The following is a 24,615-nucleotide window of genomic DNA, read 5'->3' as shown; positions in this document are numbered from 1 at the left end:
TTTTACTTTATGAAGAATAAATATATCATTTTCACAATATTAAGTAGTGCAATATTATTTTCACAAGAAAAAAATCTTAAAAACATAACCATGCTTACAGATGGCGGAGATAATGCTGAAGCATATTTTTCGCCAGATGGCAAATTCTTAACCATGCAGGTTACAAATAAAGATTTGGGAACAGAATGTGACCAAATTTTTTTATATGATTTATCTAAAGATATTTATAAAAAATCTGCAAATCTAAAGATGATTTCCACAGGAAAAGGAAAAACCACTTGCTCTTTCTTCATGTCAGATAACAAACATGTTTTATATGCTTCTACACACGAAGGCTCATCGGCTTGTCCTCCTCCTCCAATTTCGAAAAGTGGAAAATATCTTTGGGCTATTTATTCGGATTTTGATATCTATGTAGCAGATTTGAATGGTAAAATTACCAAAAAACTTACCAATTCTCCAGGATATGATGCTGAAGCTGTAGTTTCGCCAGATGGCAAAAAGATAGTATTCACATCTACAAGAAGTGGAGATTTAGAGCTTTGGACAATGGATATTAATGGTGAAAATTTGAAGCAACTAACCTCAGGTTTAGGTTATGACGGCGGTGCATTTTTCTCTCACGATTCTAAGAAAATTGTATTTCGAGCATCCAGACCAAAAACCGATGAAGAAATAAAAGAATACAAAGATTATCTCGCTCAAAATCTTGTAGCACCTACCAATATGGAAATCTACACCATCAATGCTGATGGAACAGATTTAAAACAAATTACACATCTTGGCAAGGCCAATTGGGCTCCATATTTTACTCCAAATGACAAGAAAATTATTTTTTCTAGCAATCACCATTCAACTAGAGGTTATGATTTTCAACTATATACAATTGATTTAGATGGTAAAAATTTAAAACAAATTACTTATGCTAGCGAATTCAATGCTTTCCCAATGTTTTCTAAAGATGGCAAAAAATTAGTTTTCAGCAGCAATAGAAATCAATCTAAGCCAAGAGAAACCAACGTTTTTATCGCAGATTGGGTAGATGATGAACCCTCTGAAAATATAAACGAAGAAAATTTAAAATCTAACCTTTCTTTTTTAGCTTCAGATGATTTAAAAGGAAGATTAGCGGGTAGTGATGGAGAAAAAAAAGCCTCAGGTTACATTGTGAAAAATTTCAATAAATTAGGTTTAAAAACAGAACTTCAACCATTTGATTATTCTGTGAAATTAAATCCTCATGATGATAATTCTTCTACACCATGCAAAGGAACAAATGTTATTGGATTTTTGGACAACAAAGCCTCTAAAACCATCATTATTGGAGCGCATTACGACCATTTAGGGTTAAATGAACACCACCACTCTACTTTGATGAATTCGGATGGTCAAATTCACAATGGTGCAGATGATAATGCATCTGGAGTTGCTGCCGTAATGGAATTGGCGAGAATTTTTTCTCAAAATAAAACCAAAGAAACCGTAAACTATGTTTTTGCGCTTTTCTCAGCAGAAGAAGACGGACTTATTGGTTCTAAAAAATTTGCTGAAGATGTTAAAAACAAATTCCCAAATGTAGTAGCAATGATAAACATGGACATGATAGGAAGGCTAAATCATGATAAAGTTTTGAATGTTGGCGGAATAGGAAGTAGCCCCATTTTTAAAGAAATTATAGAAAAGTACAAACCAGCAGGTTACAACCTCGCTTTAGATGAATCTGGAACTGGACCAAGCGACCATACCAGCTTTTACCTAAAAGACATCCCTGTACTATTTTTCTTTACAGGAACTCACGAAGATTACCACAAACCAAGTGATGATACCGAAAAAATAAATTTTGAAGGCGTAAAAACAATTACCAATTATGTTTTCGGAATTGCAAATGAACTGAGCTTAAAACCTGAAATTCCTTTCACCAAAACAAAAACTACAGCTACTAAATCTGCTCCAAAATACAAAGTAACACTAGGAATTATGCCAAGTTATGCCGATACAAAAGACGGACTCCACATTGATGGTGTTACAGAAGGAAGACCAGCTGCCATTGCAGGAATTGAATCTGGCGACATTTTAACTCAAATAGGAGATTGTAAAATTACAGAAGTTTACTCTTATATGGAATGCCTTGCAAAACTAAATGCTGGAGACGAAAGAGACGTTACCATAATTAGAAACGGAGAAAAAAAGATTTTTAAAGTAAAATTTTAAATTAAAAATAATAACCATGGAAGAAGTATCACAATTTGAAGAATTTGATTATGTAAACACCAAAAACCAAAGAAGAAAACTATTACCGATTTGGATTAAAGTATTTATTTGGATTTTCTTTATCTTTGGCGGAATAGGAATTTTGCTACTTCTTTTCGCTCCTTTTTCAGATAATATTGATTTATCTATTTATGGAATAAGCACTACAAACCCTAAGTCTATTGCAGGAATTTCTATAATCTTGTTATTTATTTTAAAAGGTATGGTATCTTATGGCTTATGGTTTGAAAAAAAATGGGGAATAAATATTGCACAAATTGACGCAGTACTTGGTATAATTATTTGTACTGCAACAATGTTTTACGGATCATACTCAAAAGTTGGGGAAAAATTATAAAAAAACATTCTTTCATTACAAAGTATTTCTATTTTTTTAAATAATTTTTAACTCTCCACTTGAAACATAAGATAAAAAAGACTGCCCTTTTGAGAACAGCCTCTTCTTAAATTCCAAATTATACGGTTTTATAAACGTATCAATAAAAACAAAAAATATGACTACTACAATTTATAATCCCAAAAAGAAATTTTAATCAAAACTAAAATTCAAATACTTTTTATAAGCTATTTCAAACTATTTATAAAGAAACTCCACGTTTCCAAGGGATAAAAACATCCTGTTTCAGTTGATCTGCTTTTGTTTCTACGTTTCCGCTTGCCAATTCAATAATATAATCCACGATTTCTTCGCCCACTTCTTGGATGCTCCTCTCACCAGTAATTACGGTTCCTGCATTCACATCAATAATGTCTGACATTCTTTCTTTGGTAGTGGTATTGGAAGAGATTTTCACCACTGGAGCAATTGGATTTCCCATAGGATTTCCTAAACCTGTTGTAAACAAAACTACAGTTGCACCAGCCCCAACTAATCCAGTTGTACATTCGGCGTCGTTTCCGGGTGTGTTCAATAAATTCAAACCTGGTTTCGAAATATATTCGCCGTAATCCAATACATCTACAATTGGAGCAGTTCCTCCTTTTTTAGACGCTCCAGCAGATTTCATTGCATCGGTAATCAAGCCGTCTTTGATGTTTCCTGGAGAAGGATTCATATCAAATCCAGAGCCTGCATCTACCACCGATTTTTCAAAAGCTCTCATCAAGGATAAAAACTTATCTGCTTTTTCATCATCCACGCATCGGTTCATTAATTCTTGCTCTACACCGCACAATTCAGGAAATTCTGCTAAAATTGTTTTTCCTCCCAACGCCGCAAAAATATCTGAAACCACTCCTAAAGCTGGATTGGCAGAAATACCCGAAAAACCATCTGAACCACCACATTCTAAACCAATGCTAAGTTTAGAAATAGGAGCCGGTTTTCGTTCTATTTTGTTGGCTCTCTTTATCGCTTCAAAAGAATCTTTGATAACCATCTGGAACATCTGGTCTGTAGTACCAATTTTTTGCTGTTCAAATATTAAAATTTCTTTATCGCTATTCGGATTAATTTCCTTCAAAGCATTTTGAAAAATATCCACTTGAAGATTCTGACATCCAAGGCTCAAAACTGTAGCACCTGCCACATTAGGATTGTTAACATAGCCCGCAAGTAATTTTGCCAATAGTTCCGAATCTTGTCTAATACCGCCACAACCACCTTGATGATTGATAAATTTGACCTCAATATTATCCAAAAGATTTTCGTTTCTGGATTTATCTTCAACTTCTTCCACGCTTTTTTCTTCAATCAAAGAGCGAAGGAAATTCTTATAAGAAACTTCTTTTTTCGGTAACAATTCGTTTTCGAAAATATCTTTTAGTTTCTCTATATTCTTATTTTCACAAAATACCAAAGGAAAAAATAACCAGACGTTTTTAGTACCTACTTGCCCGTCTGCACGATGATAACCGTTGAAGGTTTTATCTTTCCATTTATCTACATTTGGCGGCGTCCAACCAAGATTTCCTGTTTTTTTGAAAACTTCTTCGCTCTCGTGTTTTACGTTTTCAGTCGTGATAACTTCGCCTTTTTGGATAGGGTGATTCGCTTTTCCAACGATTACGCCATACATAATGATATGGTCGCCAACCGCAAAATCTTCTGCCGCGAATTTATGTTTTGCTTTCGTATCTTTCAGAACCGTATAGTCTGCACCGTCAAGATGCACTATTTCTCCAGCATGTAAATCCATCAATGCAACAATAATGTTATCTTTTGGGTTTACTTTTAATACTTTTTTTTGCATAATCTCAAAAATTATATGAAATTCATTTTTATTCGTCGAATTTTATCCGATTTTATATTATTTCGCCACTTATCATCTTATAAATCATTGATTTACAAAATTTTATAGCCTTCTTCAATTCCTTTGGAATCAACTGCAATGATGGCTTTAGTAACTGCTGAATTTAATCCTTCTATTTTAGTTAAATCTTCTCCCCAGAACTCAACATGAGACAAAACTTTGTTCACAACAACATCTGTATCATTAGATTTCCAAACGTCTGCAAAGAAATCGGTAACATCTTGAGAATCTTTTACTGGAAGTTGTTTTCCGTTCCATTCTTTACCATAAAAACGAATAAGACAAGCCAAAGAAAAAGTAATATTCTGTGGTAATTTATGATTTATCTTCACATATTCTAGCATTGTTGGAAGCACTCTTACTTTAAATTTAGAGATAGAATTAAGGGCTATATCCGAAAGCAAGTGTCTAATAAAAGGATTTCTGAAACGGTCTAAAACAGCATCAGCAAAATGTTTTTTCTCTTCTTCATTCAATTCTAAAACTGGATTAATTTCGTCAAAAATTACATTGGTTACAAAATCTTTGGTAAAATTGTTTTCTAAAGTTTCTCTTACAGTTTCGTTTCCGAACATTATAGACATTGGAACCATAGCTGTGTGCGCTCCGTTTAGGATTCTTACCTTTCTGGATCTATACGGTTGCATATCTTTTACAATCTTTACATCGAGGTCTATTTTACCAAAAGGAAGTTTAGCTTTCAGTTTTTCATCGCCTTCAATTACCCAGAGGAAGAAAGGTTCTGCGGTTACCAAAATATTGTCTTGATAGTCTATTTTGCTGTTGTATTGTTCTATTTCGTTTCTAGGATACCCTGGTACAATTCTATCAACCAGAGTATTATGAAAAGAACAAGCTTCATTTAACCAATTGACAAAACCTGTTTCTATATTCCAAAAGTCTGCATATTGCAATAATACTTTTTTTAGAGTATCTGCATTATAATTAATTAATTCGCAAGGGATTATCGTTAATCCTTTAGAATTATCTCCTTTGAAATATTTGTATCTTTCGAGCAAGAAAACTGCTAATTTTGCTGGATACGATTTTGGAGGCTTCATCTCTGGAGTGTCAGAATCAATAAATTCAATACCAGCTTCTGTGGTATTAGAGATTACAAATTCCAAGGTATCTACTTTGGCAATATCGAGATAATCCTGAAAATCTTTGTAAGGATTTACGGTTTTTACAATGTCATCAATTAGATAAATATCTTGTGCTGGTTCTCCATTTTTAATTCCGTTAAGAAAAAGAGTGTAGAGACCGTCTTGCTTTTCAATCATATCTACCATACCACCTTCTAATGGCTGTACTATGGCAACTCCTGCATTAAAATCTAATTCTTTATTGAGCCTGTAAAAAGCATAATCAACAAATGCTCTAAGGAAATTGCCTTCTCCAAACTGAAGAACTTTGATAGGTTTTTTAATTTCTTTTCCAACTAATTTTCTATTTAATAGTTGTTTTGTATCTGTTTCCATTTCTATAATTTTTTATTTTATGATTTTGTAGTTTGGCACCAAAGCTTTCATCACAAACCAAGCAATGAGATAAGCTACAGCACAAACCGAAAAAACAATTAAATATCCTTTTTCTATCCCATCTGAAATTAGTGCTCCTGACGTTTCTAACTGCTTGAAAAAATCATCTGGGATACGTTCTGTTGTATATTTTGGAAATTTCTCTAACAAAGGAATTCCATCTACTGTAGTCCAATTTTTATGAGCATAATCAAAAAGCACTCCAGAACTTTTATTGATCAAAGTAGAGCCTATACCTCCTGCCAAACCTCCAATTCCTGTAATGGTGGCGATGGCTCTTTTCGGGAACATATCTCCTACGGTTGAAAAAATATTGGCAGACCAAGCCTGATGTGCTGCTCCTGCAATACCTATGATAATTACCGGAATCCAATAGCTAATTTTTCCTCCTGGCTGTGCTAGTAATGCTAATAGTGGGAAAAATGCAAAAATAAGCATCGCTCGCATGCGTCCCGAATAAGGGTTCATGCCTTTTTTATCTACAAAAAATGAAGGTAACCAACCACCAATAATTGACAATAAGGTAATAATGTATAGCACAAACAGCGGTAAAGCACTTTGGGTACTATCCATTTTATAAACAGAACTTAAATAGGCTGGTGTCCAAAAAAGATAAAACCACCAAACGCCATCGGTCATAAATTTCCCAAATGCAAATGCCAAAGTTTGCTTGTATCCAAAACATTCTTTTAATGTAAATTTCTTTGCTAAATCTGGAGATGTTTCTCTTGGACAATCTTCTGCATCTTGATGAATATAATCTAACTCTAGTTGATTAACTTTTGGATGCAATTGTGGCTTCTTGTAATAAAATACCCAAAGTCCCATCCATACAAAACCTAATGCTCCAATAATGATAAATGCCATTTCCCAGCCCATCGCTTTGGCTATAAACGGAATACTAAGTGGTGCTACTAATGCGCCTACTGTTGCCCCTGCATTGAAAATACTTGTAGCCAAAGCCCTATCTTTCTTAGGAAAATATTCGGCTGTAGTTTTTATGGCTGCAGGAAAGTTGCCTGCTTCTCCAATAGCCAAAACCAATCGGGCAAATACAAATAATGTAACGCTTACATTAATGATTTTTGAAATATCTTGAACCTTGGCTATATTCTCTTTTGCTAATTCAAATCCTACAAACCAGTTTCCTGTAAGAATTCCTGAGGTTACAATTCCGCAAAAGGCATGTAAAACTGCTCCTAAAGACCATATTCCTATTGCCCATAAAAATCCTTTTTTGGTATCCATCCAATCTACGAATTTACCCGCAAATAACATACTTATTGCATAAAATATCGAAAATAAGGCGGTGATATTTCCATAGTCATTATTCGTCCAATGAAATTCGGGGCTTATAAAATCTTTCCACGTAAGAGACAGCACTTGCCTGTCTAAATAATTAACTGTGGTAGCGAAAAATAGCAATCCTACTATTGTCCATCTAAAATTTGTGGGTTTGTGATTTGGTGTTGGTGACATTATTGGTGGGTAATTTTAGTGGTTATTATTTCTTTATCGTTGCTATTACATCTAATACTTTTTTAGTTTCTAATTCTATGGTAGCATAATCTTTATCTGCCATTAGTTTTTTGCTGATGAGTTTGCTTCCCATTCCTACTGCGGAAACGCCTGCATTATACCAACTTTCTATACTTTCTTTAGTGGTATCTACTCCTCCTGTGGGCATAAATCTTAAATTTGGAAAAATATCTTTTATACCACTTAAAAAATCGGGCTTTAGCATATTTCCTGGGAAAAGTTTGATAAATATAACTCCTGCATTTTCGGCGGTTATAATTTCTGTAGGTGTCATACATCCTGGGCTATAAAACAAATCTTTTGCAATTAAATAGGATGCTACTTCTGGTACAAATCCCGGACTGATATAAAAATCGGCTCCTGCAGATTCAAAATCTTTTGCACTTTGAAGGTTTTTAATAGTACCTACTCCCAAAAGTAAATCTGGCATCTCGGCATTACGAATTTCTACCATTTTGGAAAAATTTTTTAACGCTGCTTCGCCTCGGTTGGTATATTCTACAGCTCTAATACCAGCTTTATAGATGCTTCTTAAGATGTCTATGGTTACTATTTCGTCTGCATTGAAATACAAAGGCAAAATCCCTTGCTTTACTATTGCTTCTGAAACTTTTTGTGAATTGTTCATTTTTTTTTTTTATAAGAGTCGAGATTCAAGAACCGAGAGCCCAGAATACTGATTTTAAATCTTCTGACCTCTGACCTTCAGCTTCCGACTTTTCAATTAAATTTTCACTTTAAACACTATTTTTTTTATCACATCATTTCCTATCATTGGTGCGTGAACATCTGTAGGATAAAAAATTACAAACTGATGGTCTGTTAACTGAAAATACATATCTGGTATTTCATGATAAAATTGAACATCTTTCTCTGCATTGTAATCTCCGTTTATGGTTTTACACTTTTCTCTGGGCTTCCATCCTATATTTTCTACTCCTTTGATGCAAACTTGGATGTCTATATTTTTATCATGACATTCGAATTTTGTCAAACTTTCTTCTGGTGTTTTCCCCTTTTTAGTACTTACAATTGCTTTGAGACCAGGTTCTATTTCTGTTGTCCCATCTTCTAATTTACTTAAATCGTTGTCTTTTAGATATTCAAATGCTTTAGCAAAAAGCGGATGCAAACCAGTGTAAAGTGAAGCATTATTTATAGTATCTACAATCATAATGATTTTATTTTTTTTGACTTATGTTTCTTATTGAAAACTATAAAATATTGATTAACAATAATTTTAATCCGTTATTTATTTCAATTGATTTTGCCCTTGCAGGGCTATTACCTTTGTTAATTTTAATTTTCATTGAGTTTTACCCAATGCTATTGATGGTGCTACTTCGTAGCTTTCTTATTTCTAAAATTTAATTCCAATAACTATTATTTAAAAAGAATAGGTCAATAATGTAAATCAGAATTTATTTGTAGATTGTTGAAAACATGTGATTTTATATCTATATTGTACTTTGTAGTTTTGTACTTTGTAGTTTGTACCTTATACTTTACCTGTGTCTATCTCACTACTCTACCAGAAGCATCACCACCCATTAATTTGGTTACTTCGTCCACGGTTACCAAGTTAGCATCGCCTTTTATCGTATGTTTTAAACATGAAGCGGCTACTGCAAAGTCTAAAGCTCTTTGATTATCATCTGGATAGGTTAACAATCCGTAGATAAGTCCTCCCATAAAAGAATCGCCTCCTCCTACTCTATCTACAATATCGGTGATTTGATATTGGCGAGTTTGAAGCATTTCTTTTCCATCATACAAAACGCCTGCCCATGTATTATGAGATGCTGAGATAGAACCTCTAAGTGTGGTAATTACTTTTTTTGCTCTTGGAAATTTAGCCATCATTTGTTGGCAAACAGATAGGAATGCTTCTGCTTTTACATCATGTCCATGAGTTTGAACAGCGGCTCCTTCTGGTTTTATCCCAAAGTGCATTTCGGCATCTTCTTCGTTTCCTAAAATAATATCACAATATGAGGTAAGTTCTGTCATGATGGCTTCTCTGTCGCCTCCGTATTTCCAAAGTTTTGCTCGATAATTTAAATCTGTAGAAATGGTAATTCCTAATTTACTCGCTACTTTTACGGCTTCTAAACACACATCTGCTGAACTTTGTGAAATGGCAGGAGTTATACCTGTCCAATGGAACCATTCTACGCCTTCGAAAACTGTTTCCCAATCTACCATTCCTGGTTGGATTTCTGACATTGATGAATGTGCTCTATCGTAAACTACTTTACTGCCTCTGCTCACGGCTCCGGTTTCTAAAAAATAAATCCCTAAACGATCGCCTCCCCAAACGATATTTTCTACTCCTACGCCTCTTTTGCGCATTTCCATCATCGCACATTGTCCGATATCATTTTTTGGTAATCGTGTTACAAAATCTACAGAAATACCAAAATTGGCTAATGATACGGCTACATTGGATTCTCCGCCTCCGTAAACTACATCAAAATTATCTGCTTGCGAAAATCTTAAAAATCCCTGCGGTGCTAATCTCAGCATTATCTCGCCAAACGTTACTACTCGTTTTTTCATATCTTTTTTGCTTTTTTTATTTTGCTTTAGGCTTTAGGCTATTGTTTTAATTATTTTTATTTTGCTTTAGAAAAAATGCTTTAAGCAAAATATCTTTATAAATCCATTTTTGACTCTTCTTTCTCAATTAACGTGAGACTCTTCCTCCTCCTTTGCCAGACATCAGAGCTTTAATTTCTTCTGCACTTGATAAGTTAATATCTCCAGAGATTGAATGTTTAAGACAAGTTGCAGCTACGGCAAATTCTAAAGCTTTTTGATGATTTTCTGGCCAAGTAATCATTCCATAAATAATTCCTGCCATAAATGCATCACCTGCTCCTATCCTGTCTATAATGTGAGAGACGTTGTATTCTTTTGATTTTAATAAATCTTTACCATTATAAAATTCTGCACTTACTCCGTTAGACGATGCATTGGCGTGCAATCTTTTGGTGGTAACAATAGTTTTGAGTTTTGGAAATGCTTTCATCCATTTTTGAAATATTTCTTCTTCGGTATCTTGATGGTTTACCTCAATTCCTAAGACAATTTCTGATTCATGGATTCCTCCTAAAAGTAAATCGCAATACTGTATTAAATTTGGCATTATTTCGTTGGCTTTTTTCCCATAATTCCAAAGAGTTGGGCGATAGTTCATATCTGCTGATATGGTTAATCCTTTTCTGGAAGCTACTTCTAATGCTTCTTCACATAATTCTGCCAATTCTAAAGAAAGAGAAGGTGTAATACCAGACCAATGAAACCAATCTACATCCTCAAATATTGTTTCCCAATCTATCATTCCTTTTCTAAGCATCGAAAAAGATGAATCTTCTCTGTCGTAAACTACTTTCCCAGGTCTTTCTGATGCTCCTTGTTCAAAATAATAAATTCCTAAACGCTTTCCTTGTATTTTGGCGATAGGCTCTACCCCAAATGAACGCAACATACTAAGTGAAGACTCTCCTAATTCGTTGGGAGGAACTGCGGTAATAAATTTTACTGGAAAACCAAATTTTGCCAATGATGCAGCAACATTAGCCTCTGCGCAACCGTAGTACAAATCAAATGATGTGGCTTGCGTGAGCCTAAGATGACTTGGTGGCGATAATCGCAATAAAATCTCTCCAAATGTTGCTATTCTACTCATATATTTAACTTAAAAAATCTTTTCGTGCTGGGCTAAAACTTTCTACTAAAATCCCATCTTCTAGGCAAACAACACCGTGCACTAATTCCGAAGGAACAAAAAAAGAATCTCCTGCTGATAAGATTTTTTTCTCGTTTTCTATTTGTACTTCAAATGAACCTTTTGCTATAAAGGCACATTGAGAATGAAAATGATGGTGCAAATAACCGATTCCTCCTTTTTTGAATCGAACGATGGTCTGCATCAGCGAATCATCAAAACCTATCAGTGCTCTTTCTAAGTTTTCATCAATTTTTTCCCAAACAAAATCTGTGCTTTCTAAAAACATAATTCAATACTAAAAATTAAAATATTCTTCAGCATTATGATAGCTGATGTCTGAAACCATTTTGCCTATCAATTCCATATCGTTTGGCAATTCTCCGCTTTCTATTTCTTTGCCTAATAAATTACATAGGACTCTTCGAAAATATTCGTGACGTGGAAACGATAAAAAGCTTCTCGAATCTGTTAACATGCCTATAAAACAACTTAATAATCCCATATTAGATAACGCATTCATCTGTTTGGTCATCCCATCTTTTTGGTCTAAAAACCACCATCCAGAACCAAACTGTACTTTGCCTTTTACACTACCATCATTAAAGTTACCTATCATTGTTGCCAATACCTCGTTGTCTGCGGGATTCAAATTATATAGAATGGTTTTCGTTAATTTATCTTTTGTATCTAGCGCATTTAAAAACTGTGAAAGTTTTCTGGCTTGAGAAAAATCGCCAATGGAATCCCAACCAGTGTCTGGTCCTAAAATGCGGTGCATGCGTGCATTGTTATTTCTGAGAGCTCCTAAGTGAAACTGCTGTACCCAACCAAACTGGTGATATGTTTCGGATAAGAAAAGCAATACTGAACTTTGGAATTTTAAAATTTCTTCTTGTGAAAGTTCTTGATTTGATCTTTTCTTTATAAAGATATTTTGAATTTCTGATGCTGTAAATTCTTCAAAATAGATTTGTTCTAAACCATGGTCTGAAACTTTACAACCATTATCGTTAAAATAAGAGATTCTTTTCTGCAATGCATTGCATAAGTCGTCATAACTCTGAATTTCTATTCCTGCTGACTGTCCTAATGCATCTATGTATTCGTTATAACCTTCTAATCCTATTAATATTGATTTATCTGGTCGAAATGATGTACTTACCTTTATATCTAAGCCATTAGCTCTCATTTTCTGATGATATTCTAATGTATCTGTAGGATCTTCTGTCGTACAAACTACTTTTACATTTACTTTTCTCAACAAATTCTGACATGAATATTCTGATGAATTTAATCTAGCTGACGTTTCTTCATAAATCCCTTCTGCTGTTTTTTCGTTTAACAATTCGTAAATATCAAAATACCTCGCCAATTCTAAGTGCGTCCAATGGTATAGTGGATTTCGTAATGTGTATGGTACCGTTTTGCCCCATTGCAAAAATTTTTCCTTATCCGATGCTACTCCCGTAATAAATTTTTCGCTTACTCCTAATGTTCGCATCGCGCGCCATTTGTAATGATCGCCCTTTATCCAAACCTCTGATATATTATTAAATACATAATCTTCACAAATTAATTGTGGCGATAAGTGATTATGATAATCGATAATCGGTTGATTCTTTGAGTAATTATGATATAATTCTTCTGAATATTTATTTTCTAATAGAAAATTCTCGTGGATAAATTTTGTTGTCATATTATATTCTATTCTTCATTATTAGGTTTACCGATGGTAGCTAAAATTCCGCCATCTACATATATTATTTGCCCGTTTACAAAATCACTGGCTTTAGATGCCAAAAATATGGTAGCTCCTGCCAAATCTTCAGGATTTCCCCATCTTGCTGCAGGTGTTCTGCTGATAATAAAATCATTGAAAGGATGCCCATCTACTCTGATTGGCGCTGTTTGAGAAGTAGCAAAATATCCTGGTCCAATTCCGTTTACCTGAATATTATATTTTGCCCATTCTGTTGCTAAATTTCGAGTCAGCATTTTCAATCCGCCTTTTGCCGCAGCATAAGCCGAAACAGTATTTCTGCCAAGCTCGCTCATCATAGAACAAATGTTTATTATTTTACCTTCTTTACATTCAATCATTTGTTTTGCAACGAGTTGAGACATTATAAAAGGCCCTACCAAATCCACATCTATCACTTGACGGAATTCTAAAACTTGCATAGAAATTGCGGGAACTCTTTTAATAATTCCGGCATTGTTTACCAAAATATGAATACCGCCTACTTCTTTTGTTATCAATTCTACATATTTTGCAGCATCTGTTTCATTGGTTACATCAAAAAGATAACCTTTTGCTTGATAACCTTTAGCATGATAATACGCTAAAGCATCCTCCATTTTAGAAGGTGTAGTTCCTGTGATAATAAGTTGAGCACCAGCCTGAGCTAAAGCATCTGCCATTGCCATCCCTAAACCGTGAGTTCCTCCGGTTATCATTGCATTTTTTCCTGTTAGGTTGAATAATTCCATCATTATTTTAAATCTTTAGGTGAACAAACGTCCATATCGCCATAATCTAAATTTTCGCCTCCCATTCCCCAAATAAAGGAATAGTTAGAAGTTCCAGCTCCTGAATGGATTGACCATTCTGGCGACAAAATCGCTTGATTATTTTGTAAAAATAAATGTCTTGTTTCTTGTGGTTGCCCCATAAAATGAGAAATGACTTGCCCTTCTTCCAAATCGAAATAGAAATAAGCTTCCATTCTTCTTTCGTGGGTATGAGCCGGCATGGTATTCCAGACATTTCCTGGGAGAAGTTCTGTAAGACCCATCTGCAATTGGCAAGTTTCAACCAATTCGTTAACGATGAGTTTATTGAGAATTCTTTTGTTGGCATATTTTTCTTCGCCTAATTCAATAACTATAGCATTTTCTTTTGTTATTTTTTTGTTTGGAAATTTCTTGTGAGCAGGTGCAGAATTAAAATAAAACAAAGCTGGAGTTTCTTCCAAACTTGCAAACACCACTTCTTTAGTGTCTTTACCTAAATAAAGAGCTTCTTTTTTGTTGAGTTCGAAAATTTCTCCATCTACAGATACACTTCCTTTGCCACCAACATTCACAATTCCTAACTCTCTTCTATCTAAGAAATTTTCAGATTTCAGATAAGGAATGGTTTCTAATTTTAAAGATTTATTTATGGGCATTGCTCCTCCCACTATTAATCTATCATACATAGAGTACACTAGATTAACTTCATCTTTAGTAAATAAATTTTCTAGAAGAAATTCTTCTCTAATTCTTTCTGTAGTATAATTTTTAGCATCATTAGGATGAGATGCATATCTAAATGAATAATTTGTCATGATTAAAAATATTGTAATCGATTACACAAAAGTAACACAATTTTTTTAATCCGAAATAAAAATTACATTTTTTTTATAATTCTATTAAAATTTAAAGAAAAAATTAGCAATTAAAAAACATAAAGAATTAAAAAACAACGAATTGAAACAATAAATCATTTATATTATTAGTTATGAATTCTAAAATATTAAAGAAAAAAAAGAGTAAAATAATAGCATTTTCAGATCAAAATAAAAAAGCATTGATGCCAAAAACTTCACATCAATGCTTTTTTAATATATGATAAAACAAAAAATTAACTTCTTCTATCAGAAGATTTTCTAACAATAAGTTTCGGTTCAATTACCACTTTTTTCTGAATTTTATCCAAATCTGTCATATCGGTTTGAGCAAGAAATACCCTTGCTGTCATTCTTCCCATTTCTAATGGAAATTGATCTACAGTACTAATAGACAATTCAAGAAAATTAGTAAATGGTTCATTACTAAAGCCCACAATAGCAACATCTTTAGGAACTTTAATCTTCATTTCTTGCAATTCTTTTATTGCACCAAGTGCAACAAAATCACTAGCTGAAAATATAGCATCTGGTTTATTTTTTAAACTAAAAAGCTTTTTCACAGCCTCTCTTCCATCTTCTATATTACTTTTTGTAGTTAAAACATAGTCTTCACTATATGGTATATTGTTATCATATAACGCTTGTTTATATCCTGCAAACCTTTCTCTAAATATTTCAATATTCAAATCGCCCGTAGAAACATGTGCAATTTTTTTACAACCTTGGTCTATTAGGTGTTTTGTAGCAATGTAGCCCCCTGCAAAATCATCAATCGTTACTGAGCTTACATTATCCATTGTTTTCTTTCTATCAAAAAATATTAAGGGAATTTTTTTCTTCAATATTTTATCAAATGTATCTGTATTTCTACTTGATGTTGACATAAAAATTGCATCAACTTGAGAATTTAAAAGAGACTCAACATTGTCTGCTTCTTTTTCTTCATCATTATGTGTTTGGCATATAATTACCTGATAACCACTAGCATTCAACTCATCTTCAATTCCTCTAATTACCGAACCAAAAAAATTAGTATTCACTCTGGGTACAATAACACCAACATTATTTGTTTTGCCGCTTTTCAATGCAATAGCTAATCTATTCTGCCTATAATTCATCTTTTCAGCAGTTTCCATCACTAGCTTTTTAGTAGCATCACTAATTTTAGGGTTATCATTTAATGCTCTTGAAACAGTTGCAGCAGCAATATTAAGTTTTTCTGCAATGTCATATATGGTAACTTTTTTTGCCATTTGATTATTTTTAATAATCTTTAAAATTCAGTTATGTAACAAGTTGCAAATCTACTAATTAAAATAAATAATAATACTAATAATTAAGTTTTATTTCAAACACTCAAAATACAATGCTTGATATTATTTTTAAACATCTAACTTTCAAATACTTAATGAAATTTGAAAATATTAAACAACTGTACGAAATTTGCAACATTCAAAATACAAGCAAAATATTAGACGAAATAGATAACTCTAAATATCAAAAAAAAGCCTAATTAATTCAATATTAACAGAAAGTTAACAGCTAACTATAAAAAACAGTTAAAAATAACTTCAAGAAATTTAAAAAAATTAAACTAGTTTTAAATCAGCGGCGACATAAACAATAAATTAAAATACTGAAAAACAATGCATTAAAAATAAATAAGACTTATTAATTAAAATTATTTGGACATGTCAACGAAATGTTTATATTTGTAATCGATTGCATTAAGAACAACAAATTACTTAAAATAATGCTTAAAAATTTAACTTTAAATAACACTTTAAAATTGGCTATAAGTACACTAGTGACTTATGTAACATTTTCTTGTACAGCTAGCAAGAATACTGATGGTAGTTTTCCTCTCAGTGAAATGATGAAGATAGAAAAAACTATACAAGAGCCAAAATTTAAAAATGCTACTTACAACATTGTAAACTATGGTGCAAAACCAGATGGAATAACATTATGCACAGATAGTTTTAAAAAAGCAATTGAAGAATGCAACAAAAACGGAGGAGGAAAAGTAATTGTACCTTTTGGTAAATATTTAACAGGTGCTATTCATTTAGAAGACAACGTAAACTTGCATTTAGAAGATGGTGCAGAAATAATTTTCAGTACAAATCCTAAAGATTACCCAATCGTACACACTTCTTTTGAAGGAATAGAACTTATGAATTACTCACCATTAATCTATGCATATCACAAAAAAAACATTGCTATCACAGGAAAAGGAATTCTGAATGGACAAGGTAATAATGAAAATTGGTGGCCATGGAAAGGAAGTACTTCAGAAGGTAACGAATATGGCTATACTAAAGGAAATCCTTCTCAACAAGATTTAGAAAATCTACCTAGACTAATGGATATGTCCGAAAAAAATGTTCCTGTAGAAAAAAGAATTTTTGGAGATGGACATTATCTAAGACCAAACTTTATAGAACCTTTCGAATGTGAGAATGTTTTGATAAAAGATATAAAAATCATTAACGCACCATTTTGGATTATTCATCCTATGAAAAGTAAAAATGTAATTGTGGATGGAGTACATATCGCTAGTCATGGTCCAAATAATGATGGATGTGATCCCGAATATTCTAAAAACGTTTTGATAAAAAATTCTATTTTCAATACTGGCGACGATTGTATTGCAATAAAAGCAGGAAGAGATTCAGAAGGAAGAAGAATAGGAATCACCACAGAAAATATTATTGTAAGAGATTGTAAAATGATAGACGGACACGGAGGTGTGGTAATCGGTAGCGAAATGTCTGCAGGTGTTAAAAACGTATTTGCCTACAATTGTTATATGGACAGCCCTAATCTAGACCGTGCCATAAGACTTAAAACAAACACCAAAAGAGGTGGTTTTGTAGATGGACTTTATGTAAAAAACATCATCGTAGGACAAGTAAAGGAAGCTCTTCTACATATTACAATGAAATATAGCGTTTATGGCAATCAAACTGGAGATTTCATTCCTAAAATTAAAAACATCTATATGGAAAATATTACCGTAAAAGACGCTGGCAAGTATGTAATATTCGCAGATGGATTAGAAAATTCAAAAATTGAAAATATTACTCTTAAAAACATAAAGATAGATAAAGTGAAAGATGAATTTAAAATAAATAATATCAAAAATTTAAAAATCACTGAGTCTTATATTAAAGACAAAAAAATTATAACACCACAAAATTAAAATTTGTAAATCATGAAATACAAAAATTTGATTACTCCAAATCTAAAATATAGTGTTGCTGTTCTTGCGCTATTTGCATTTCCAGATTTAGATGCTCAGTCTAAACCCAAAAGAGATACTGTAAAAGAAAAAACTATTCAAGAAGTAGTAATGATTGGTTATGGTACTGCTAAAAAAAGTGATCTTACAGGTTCTGTAGCTGTAATAAAAGGTGCAGACTTAAAAAATGTCCCTGTAGCAAGTGTAGCAGAAGCACTAACTGGAAGAGTTGCCGGCTTATCAGTAACAAGTACCGAAGGTTCTCCAGATGCTACCATCAATCTAAAAGTACGTGGCGGAACTTCTATTAGCCAAGATTCTTCTCCACTTATTATTGTAGATGGCTTCCCGGTAAACAGTTTAAATGATATTTCTTCATCAGATATTGAAAACATCTCCGTACTAAAAGACGCTTCTTCAACAGCAATTTATGGTTCAAGAGGAGCAAACGGTGTAGTATTGATAACTACCAAAAGCGGTAGAGAAGGCAAACTAAGTGTATCTCTCAATAGTTTTATGGGATATAAATTTTTAGCTAAAAAAATAAAAGTATTATCACCTTACGATTATGCTAAATGGCAATACGAATATGCGATGCTAGACTCCAGCTCTCCTACTCCTAGCAATGCAAATGCTACCACATACGAAAAATATTTTGGTCAATTTAATGAAATGAACAAATTCAAAGACTACGAAGCACTAGATTGGCAAGATAAGTTAATGGGAAATACAGGTACTTTTCAAAATACTGATTTAGGCGTAAGAGGCGGTAGCGATAAAATAAGCTATAACCTTGGTCTTACTCATTACAAAGAAGACGGCATATTGATGGGTTCAGGTTTCAAAAGAGATAATATTACTTTAGGTTTGAAAAACAAAGCCAGTAAAAACCTAGAAATAGGATTAAAATTTAGATATTCTAAAACCACCATAGACGGTAGTGGCACCAACGAACAAAAAGAAGCTTCTTCGGCAGACTCCAGATTAAGAAATATGGTAGGCTACTCTCCTATCAACATCCCAGGATTAGTCTCAGAGGATATAGGCAGCTCTACCGAAGACGATTACTTAATTAATCCTTATGTCGCCAATAGAGATAATGCCAGAAGCCAAGATAAGAGAAACTATAGCATGCAAGGAAGCATCAACTGGAAAATTATTAAAAACTTAGAATTTCACAGTGAAATAGGTACAGACTTCTACAGAAACAAAGACAATCGTTTCTATGGTGTTTCTACTTATTACGCCAGAACAATGCCACTAGGCACCAACCAGAATAAGCCAGCATTAATAATGATTGACGAAGAAAACAACAGATTCCGTATTGCAAATACCTTAAATTACGATTTTAAAAGTTATCTCGGAGAAGATCATTCTGTAAAATTATTATTAGGACAAGAGTATATTAATTACACCTCTAATGTACTTACCAATACTATGCAAGGTTATTTTAAAACATTTACGTTCGAAGATGCCGTTAATTTCTCTAGCTCTGCTCAATATGCTAACGCAGACAATTTCAATTATCAAGATGATCGATTATTCTCATTCTTCGGACGCGTAAATTACGATTATAAAGACAAGTACCTCTTAACAGCTACAATGCGTGCTGATGGTTCTAGTAAATTTTTAGACAATAACAAATGGGGATACTTCCCTTCTGCAGCCCTTGGCTGGAAACTAAGTTCAGAAAGCTTTTTAGAAAATGTAGATTGGATTAAATTCTTAAAACTTAGAGCAAGTTATGGTAAAGCAGGTAATAACAACATTCCTGTTGGGCAATTGGTACAAACTTATCAAAACACTTTAAGTGCTTGGATTAATAATGTAGCTAACTATTGGGCGCCTTACAAAATAATGGCAAACCCAGATTTGAAATGGGAAACCACTACCACACAGAACGTAGGATTAGATTTTGAATTATTCAAAGGTAAACTTTCTGGTACTATAGATTTGTACAAAAACAAAACCTCAGATTTACTTCTTCTCTTCCCTACCATTGGTACAGGGTACGATGCCCAATACAGAAACATGGGAGACAACCAGAACAAAGGTTTAGAAATAACTTTAAACTATGATGCCATTAAAAAACAAGATTACAAATTGAGCTTTGCCATCAACTCTGCTTGGAACAAAAATAAAATCCTTTCTCTTGGTATAATGAATGACTTTACCACATCTAGTACATGGACCTCTTCTCCTGCTATTGGTAATGATTATCTAATTTCAGTAGGAAATCCTCTAGGTCTTATCTATGGATACGTAAGCGATGGAAGATATGAAGTATCTGACTTTGATTATAACAATGATAAATACACTTTAAAAGCAGGTATTGCAAATTCTAATCCAACAGTAGGCTACTTAGCACCTGGAAGTATGAAACTAAAAGACCTAAACGGAGATGGCGTAGTGAATGACAAAGACAGAACAGTTATTGGAAACACCAACCCAAAAAGTACAGGAGGATTTACCATAAACGGTGTAGTTAAAAATTTTGACATCTCAGCAGCATTCAACTGGAGTATTGGTAATGATGTGTATAATGCAGACAAAATAGAATTTACCTCTGCTACTACTTCTCCGGATGGGCAATACAGAAATTTAAGTGCTGTAATGGCAGACGGTTCCAGATGGACAAATATAGATCCTAATTCTGGTGCATTGGTTACAGACCCTACTGCTTTAGCAGCTCTTAATGCTAATACCACCATGTGGTCTCCGTATATGTCAAGATATGTTGTAAGCAGCTGGGCAATAGAAGATGGCTCATTCCTTAGACTTAATACATTAACATTAGGATACTCCCTTCCAGATTCTTTGGTTAAAAAATTAAAATTATCCAAAATCAGATTATTTGCGACTGGGTACAATTTATTTGTACTTACCAACTATTCTGGTTCAGACCCAGAAGTTTCTACCCGAAGAAAAACACCTCTTACACCAGGTGTAGATAGCTCTCCTTACCCTAGAAGCAGACAAATTGTTTTCGGATTTAACTTAAACTTTTAATTAGAAAACAGACGTTAGAATTATTATTTAATTAAAATTTAAAAATAAAAAAAATGAAAATATTCATAAAAATTTCAGGACTATTAATGCTTTTGGTCACTACCATTTCCTGTAATATGATAGCAGATGATGTTCTATCTCCAGATGCGGGCTCTTCTGCAGACGAAGAAACAATATTCTCTACTCCGGGTTTAGCAAAAGGAGCTATAGACGGCATACTACTCCCGATGTTTGAAACAAACTCTTACAGAGGAAGATGGACTCCTTGGTACGGAATGAATACAGATGTAGAATGGTATAACTCTTCAGAATCTACTTCTAGTGATAATGCAGACTTGTGTGTGTACGATGCAAAACCCACCAATTCTCAGATGAATTCCACCACACCACCAAATGCCTTTGCAATGATGTATCAAGGTATTGAAAGAGCAAATATGGCCATAAGAGGTATAAAAAAATACGGAAATCCTACCCCGGGTTCAGAATTAGGATACTATCTTGGCGAAGCACTTACTTATAGAGCTATTTACTATGCAGATTTACTTAAAGGTTGGGGAGATGTTCCAGCTCGTTTCGAACCAATAACCAACGAAACTGCATACATTCCAAAATCTAGCAGAGATATTATCTACAAACAAATTATTGCAGATTTAGGAGAAGCTGAAGAATTGGTACCTTGGCCCGGACAATCTTACAACACTTCTGTAGAAACCGTGAACAAAGCTTTTGTAAAAGGACTTAGAGCAAGATTAGCACTTGCAGCCAGTGGCTTCCAACAATACCCAGATGCTGTAAGAAGAAGCACGGACCCAGATTTATCTGTAGATAAAATGTATGCACTAGCTCTAAAAGAATGCAGAGACGTCATCAATAGTGGAAGTGCAAAATTAGAAGCTACTTTTGAAGGATTATGGAGAAATTATAATAATGAAATTACTACTGCTGGTAGCGAATCTCTTTGGGAAATCCCATTCGGAGAAGGCAGAGGACGTGTTATGTTTACTTTTGGAGTATACCATACCTCAGCAGACCAATATCAACAAATGGGGGATAAAAAAGGGGGACAAGCGGGCCCATTACCTTATATTTATTACGATTATGACACCAAAGATACCAGAAGAGATGTAACCTGTGTACCTTATTTATGGGGAACTGCAGTAAATGGTATTGCAAAACAACAACTTGGCACACAAAACAAATGGTATTTCGGAAAATACAGATTCGAATGGATGAAAAGATTAGTAACATCCAAAAATGATGATGGTGTAAACAAAATCTACATGAGATATGCAGAAATTTTATTGATGGCTGCTGAAACGGCTAACGAATTAGAAGGTCCTGCTGCGGCGGCGCCTTATTTAAAACAACTAAGAAACAGAGCTTTTGCACCTGCAGACAGACCTGTAAAAGTAGAAAATTATGTAAATGCTCTCACTTCTAAACAAGCCATGTTTAATGCAATTGTAGATGAACAGAAATTTGAATTTACCGGAGAAATGGAACGTAAACAAGCCTTAATTAGATGGAACTTACTCGGGGCTAAACTTGCAGAAGCAAAACAAAGAATGACAGACCTGAAAAATCGTTCTGGTTTATACGCTGATGTACCTTCTACGCTTTATTACAAATACAATACTGATAACATATCACTTATCATCTATGGTTTGAATAGAGGTGAATTTAACGACCCTTCTACCCAAACAAATCCATATACTTCAGTTTCTTGGACTTCTCTTACTGATTCTAAAATAAATGCACTCTATAAAAGAGACCCAGATACCAGACAATTCTGGCCAATTTGGCAAGCAATTATAGATGCTAGCAACGGACAACTTGTAAACGATTACGGATACTAGGATTAATTATTTATAAACTAAACTTGCCATTAATTTTTTGAGTCAATACTTTTTAAATTAATTGGCAAGTTTTTTTACTCAAATTCAATTAATAAGATGAAAAAGTACCTACTATTTCTGCTTACAATTTTTTTTGTAATTCTAAAAAGTCAAAATATAAAATTACAAAACAAATTTCTATATAGTGCAGACAATAGAAACGGCACTTATACTAACCCAATTTTATACAGCGATTACTCAGATCCAGATGTAATAAGAATTGATGATAAATTTTACATGACGGCATCTTCGTTTAATTGCATCCCAGGATTACCCATTTTAGAATCTTACGATTTAGTAAATTGGAAACTCGTATCCTACGCATTAACAAAAAATATTCCCGAAGAAAAATACAACCTCCCTCAACATGGAAACGGTGTTTGGGCACCTTGCATAAGATTTCATAACAATACCTTCTACATTTTTTATCCAGATCCAGATTATGGAATTTATATGATAAAAACCAACGATCCTAAAGGATTATGGAGCGAACCAATTCTAATAAAATCAGGCAAAGGATTAATAGACCCTACCCCACTTTGGGATGATGATGGTAAGACTTATCTCTTCTATGCTTTCGCGGGAAGCAGAGCTGGCATAAAAAGTATTCTAGCAGCTTGCACAATGAATAATGAGGGAACCAAAGCAAATAATGATGATGTATTAATTATAGACGGACACCAAGAAGAACCCACAATTGAAGGGCCTAAAATCTATAAAAAAAACGACTATTATTATATTTTCGCTCCAGCTGGTGGCGTTTCTACAGGATGGCAAACCGTTCTTCGTTCTAAAAACATTTTTGGACCTTACGAAAAGAAAAAAGTTCTTCATCAAGGAAAAACAAATATAAACGGACCTCATCAAGGTGCTTGGATTAACACGAAAAATGGCGAAGACTGGTTCATTCACTTTCAAGACAAAGGCTCTTTTGGTAGAATTCTACATCTTCAACCTATGACATGGAAAAACGATTGGCCTGTAATAGGAGTAGATGATGACAATGATGGAATTGGAGAACCTGTAACCACTTATAAAAAACCAGATGTAGGCAAAGACTTTCCTGTAATATCTCCAAATGATTCTGATGAATTCAATAATCCAAAACTTGGCTTACAATGGCAGTGGCATGCTAATCCTCAAATCCAATGGGGATTTCCTAGCAGCTTAGGATTCTTCACTTTAAACTGCATCCCCAAACCAGAGAATTACAAAAACCTTTTTGATGTTCCTAATCTACTTTTACAGAAAATCTCTGCTCCTAATTTTACCGCTACGGTAAAGGCATCTAATTTTCTAAAAAACAATAACGAAGAATTTGGATTTGTAATAATGGGATTAGATTATTCTTATCTCAGAATAAAAAGAATTGATGGTAAATTTTATATATCTCAAATAGTTTGCTTAAATGCAGACAAAAAAACTAACGAAGAAGAACTAAGCAGAACCAAAATAAAAAATAAAGACCTCTTCCTAAGAATAAAAATATCTGAAGACGGAAGTGCAATATTTTCTTATAGTGAAGATCAAAAAAACTATAGAAAAATAGGAGAAATATTCTCTATAAAAGAAGGAAAATGGATTGGTGCAAAAATAGGATTTCTAGCACTTAGAGAAGGTTTTATAAATGATGCTGGCTATACAAATATAGATTGGATAAGATTCGAACAACCATAGAAATCCTTATCTCTTTTCCGAAAAATTCAAGAAATCAGCTTAAAAATATAGTAGCTGTAAGA

The 24,615-nt window shown here is 33.6% G+C and carries 18 protein-coding genes; 6 read left to right on the top strand and 12 right to left on the bottom strand.

The window, feature by feature from the left end; all coding sequences use genetic code 11:
- Positions 1-9: 9 nt before the first annotated feature.
- On the top strand, positions 10-2,211 hold the full coding sequence (locus QM746_RS07565) for a M20/M25/M40 family metallo-hydrolase (protein WP_414983658.1): 2,202 nt from the start codon (positions 10-12) through the stop codon (positions 2,209-2,211).
- Positions 2,212-2,227: 16 nt separating this feature from the next.
- Positions 2,228-2,608 (top strand): hypothetical protein, encoded by a 381-nt coding sequence (locus tag QM746_RS07560; protein ID WP_414983657.1) that lies wholly within the window; start codon positions 2,228-2,230, stop codon positions 2,606-2,608.
- A 241-nt stretch (positions 2,609-2,849) separates the two neighbouring features.
- Here QM746_RS07560 and QM746_RS07555 read toward each other — a convergent pair whose 3' ends face one another.
- The 12 genes from QM746_RS07555 to QM746_RS07500 all read right to left on the bottom strand — a co-directional run bounded on the left by QM746_RS07555 (position 2,850) and on the right by QM746_RS07500 (position 15,981).
- Positions 2,850-4,463 carry a UxaA family hydrolase gene (locus QM746_RS07555; protein ID WP_414983656.1) on the bottom strand — a complete coding sequence of 538 codons (1,614 nt, stop codon included), beginning with the start codon at positions 4,461-4,463 and terminating at the stop codon, positions 2,850-2,852.
- 92 nt (positions 4,464-4,555) lie between these two features.
- The gene (locus tag QM746_RS07550) at positions 4,556-6,004 is read right to left on the bottom strand and encodes a tagaturonate reductase (RefSeq protein WP_414983655.1); all 1,449 of its coding nucleotides are present in this window, start codon (positions 6,002-6,004) and stop codon (positions 4,556-4,558) included.
- 12 nt (positions 6,005-6,016) lie between these two features.
- Positions 6,017-7,543 (bottom strand): MFS transporter, encoded by a 1,527-nt coding sequence (locus QM746_RS07545; protein ID WP_414983654.1) that lies wholly within the window; start codon positions 7,541-7,543, stop codon positions 6,017-6,019.
- A gap of 25 nt (positions 7,544-7,568) precedes the next feature.
- Complete coding sequence (locus tag QM746_RS07540; protein ID WP_414983653.1) at positions 7,569-8,231, bottom strand: bifunctional 4-hydroxy-2-oxoglutarate aldolase/2-dehydro-3-deoxy-phosphogluconate aldolase; 663 nt, start codon at positions 8,229-8,231, stop codon at positions 7,569-7,571.
- Between the two features lie 96 nt (positions 8,232-8,327).
- Entirely contained in the window at positions 8,328-8,777 is a 450-nt protein-coding gene (locus QM746_RS07535) for a YhcH/YjgK/YiaL family protein (protein ID WP_414983652.1), read from the bottom strand.
- 341 nt (positions 8,778-9,118) lie between these two features.
- Positions 9,119-10,162 carry a PfkB family carbohydrate kinase gene (locus QM746_RS07530; RefSeq protein WP_414983651.1) on the bottom strand — a complete coding sequence of 348 codons (1,044 nt, stop codon included), beginning with the start codon at positions 10,160-10,162 and terminating at the stop codon, positions 9,119-9,121.
- Positions 10,163-10,289: 127 nt separating this feature from the next.
- Positions 10,290-11,294, bottom strand: coding sequence for a PfkB family carbohydrate kinase (locus tag QM746_RS07525; protein WP_414983650.1), 1,005 nt, complete (start codon positions 11,292-11,294; stop codon positions 10,290-10,292).
- Positions 11,295-11,298: 4 nt separating this feature from the next.
- The gene (locus QM746_RS07520) at positions 11,299-11,622 is read right to left on the bottom strand and encodes a cupin domain-containing protein (protein ID WP_414983649.1); all 324 of its coding nucleotides are present in this window, start codon (positions 11,620-11,622) and stop codon (positions 11,299-11,301) included.
- Positions 11,623-11,631: 9 nt separating this feature from the next.
- The gene (gene uxaC / locus QM746_RS07515) at positions 11,632-13,032 is read right to left on the bottom strand and encodes a glucuronate isomerase (protein ID WP_414983648.1); all 1,401 of its coding nucleotides are present in this window, start codon (positions 13,030-13,032) and stop codon (positions 11,632-11,634) included.
- Between the two features lie 8 nt (positions 13,033-13,040).
- Complete coding sequence (locus QM746_RS07510) at positions 13,041-13,826, bottom strand: gluconate 5-dehydrogenase (protein WP_414985131.1); 786 nt, start codon at positions 13,824-13,826, stop codon at positions 13,041-13,043.
- A 2-nt stretch (positions 13,827-13,828) separates the two neighbouring features.
- Entirely contained in the window at positions 13,829-14,665 is an 837-nt protein-coding gene (gene kduI / locus QM746_RS07505) for a 5-dehydro-4-deoxy-D-glucuronate isomerase (RefSeq protein ID WP_414983647.1), read from the bottom strand.
- A gap of 296 nt (positions 14,666-14,961) precedes the next feature.
- Complete coding sequence (locus QM746_RS07500) at positions 14,962-15,981, bottom strand: LacI family DNA-binding transcriptional regulator (RefSeq protein WP_414983646.1); 1,020 nt, start codon at positions 15,979-15,981, stop codon at positions 14,962-14,964.
- 500 nt (positions 15,982-16,481) lie between these two features.
- On the opposite strand from QM746_RS07500, the gene QM746_RS07495 reads away from it, so the two are divergent.
- The 4 genes from QM746_RS07495 (at position 16,482) to QM746_RS07480 (ending at position 24,553) form a co-directional block, all read left to right on the top strand.
- Positions 16,482-17,933 carry a glycoside hydrolase family 28 protein gene (locus QM746_RS07495; RefSeq protein WP_414983645.1) on the top strand — a complete coding sequence of 484 codons (1,452 nt, stop codon included), beginning with the start codon at positions 16,482-16,484 and terminating at the stop codon, positions 17,931-17,933.
- 12 nt (positions 17,934-17,945) lie between these two features.
- Entirely contained in the window at positions 17,946-20,981 is a 3,036-nt protein-coding gene (locus QM746_RS07490) for a SusC/RagA family TonB-linked outer membrane protein (protein ID WP_414983644.1), read from the top strand.
- Between the two features lie 53 nt (positions 20,982-21,034).
- Positions 21,035-22,837, top strand: a complete 1,803-nt coding sequence (locus QM746_RS07485) for a RagB/SusD family nutrient uptake outer membrane protein (protein ID WP_414983643.1) — start codon at positions 21,035-21,037, stop codon at positions 22,835-22,837.
- Positions 22,838-22,933: 96 nt separating this feature from the next.
- Positions 22,934-24,553: a glycoside hydrolase 43 family protein gene (locus tag QM746_RS07480; protein WP_414983642.1), complete on the top strand. Its 1,620-nt coding sequence runs from the start codon at positions 22,934-22,936 to the stop codon at positions 24,551-24,553.
- The last annotated feature ends 62 nt before the right edge of the window (positions 24,554-24,615 follow it).

Source organism: Cloacibacterium sp., from assembly GCF_047601505.1.
Lineage (GTDB): Bacteria > Bacteroidota > Bacteroidia > Flavobacteriales > Weeksellaceae > Cloacibacterium.
Note: the sequence above shows the minus strand (reverse complement) of the source record. Positions and strands in the feature narration are given on the sequence as shown.

Coding starts and splice junctions, on each gene's coding strand:
- QM746_RS07565 (WP_414983658.1), top strand. CDS start 10: ATGAAGAATAAATATATCATTTTCACAATATTAAGTAGTGCAATATTA.
- QM746_RS07560 (WP_414983657.1), top strand. CDS start 2,228: ATGGAAGAAGTATCACAATTTGAAGAATTTGATTATGTAAACACCAAA.
- QM746_RS07555 (WP_414983656.1), bottom strand. CDS start 4,463: ATGCAAAAAAAAGTATTAAAAGTAAACCCAAAAGATAACATTATTGTT.
- QM746_RS07550 (WP_414983655.1), bottom strand. CDS start 6,004: ATGGAAACAGATACAAAACAACTATTAAATAGAAAATTAGTTGGAAAA.
- QM746_RS07545 (WP_414983654.1), bottom strand. CDS start 7,543: ATGTCACCAACACCAAATCACAAACCCACAAATTTTAGATGGACAATA.
- QM746_RS07540 (WP_414983653.1), bottom strand. CDS start 8,231: ATGAACAATTCACAAAAAGTTTCAGAAGCAATAGTAAAGCAAGGGATT.
- QM746_RS07535 (WP_414983652.1), bottom strand. CDS start 8,777: ATGATTGTAGATACTATAAATAATGCTTCACTTTACACTGGTTTGCAT.
- QM746_RS07530 (WP_414983651.1), bottom strand. CDS start 10,162: ATGAAAAAACGAGTAGTAACGTTTGGCGAGATAATGCTGAGATTAGCA.
- QM746_RS07525 (WP_414983650.1), bottom strand. CDS start 11,294: ATGAGTAGAATAGCAACATTTGGAGAGATTTTATTGCGATTATCGCCA.
- QM746_RS07520 (WP_414983649.1), bottom strand. CDS start 11,622: ATGTTTTTAGAAAGCACAGATTTTGTTTGGGAAAAAATTGATGAAAAC.
- uxaC (WP_414983648.1), bottom strand. CDS start 13,032: ATGACAACAAAATTTATCCACGAGAATTTTCTATTAGAAAATAAATAT.
- QM746_RS07510 (WP_414985131.1), bottom strand. CDS start 13,826: ATGGAATTATTCAACCTAACAGGAAAAAATGCAATGATAACCGGAGGA.
- kduI (WP_414983647.1), bottom strand. CDS start 14,665: ATGACAAATTATTCATTTAGATATGCATCTCATCCTAATGATGCTAAA.
- QM746_RS07500 (WP_414983646.1), bottom strand. CDS start 15,981: ATGGCAAAAAAAGTTACCATATATGACATTGCAGAAAAACTTAATATT.
- QM746_RS07495 (WP_414983645.1), top strand. CDS start 16,482: ATGCTTAAAAATTTAACTTTAAATAACACTTTAAAATTGGCTATAAGT.
- QM746_RS07490 (WP_414983644.1), top strand. CDS start 17,946: ATGAAATACAAAAATTTGATTACTCCAAATCTAAAATATAGTGTTGCT.
- QM746_RS07485 (WP_414983643.1), top strand. CDS start 21,035: ATGAAAATATTCATAAAAATTTCAGGACTATTAATGCTTTTGGTCACT.
- QM746_RS07480 (WP_414983642.1), top strand. CDS start 22,934: ATGAAAAAGTACCTACTATTTCTGCTTACAATTTTTTTTGTAATTCTA.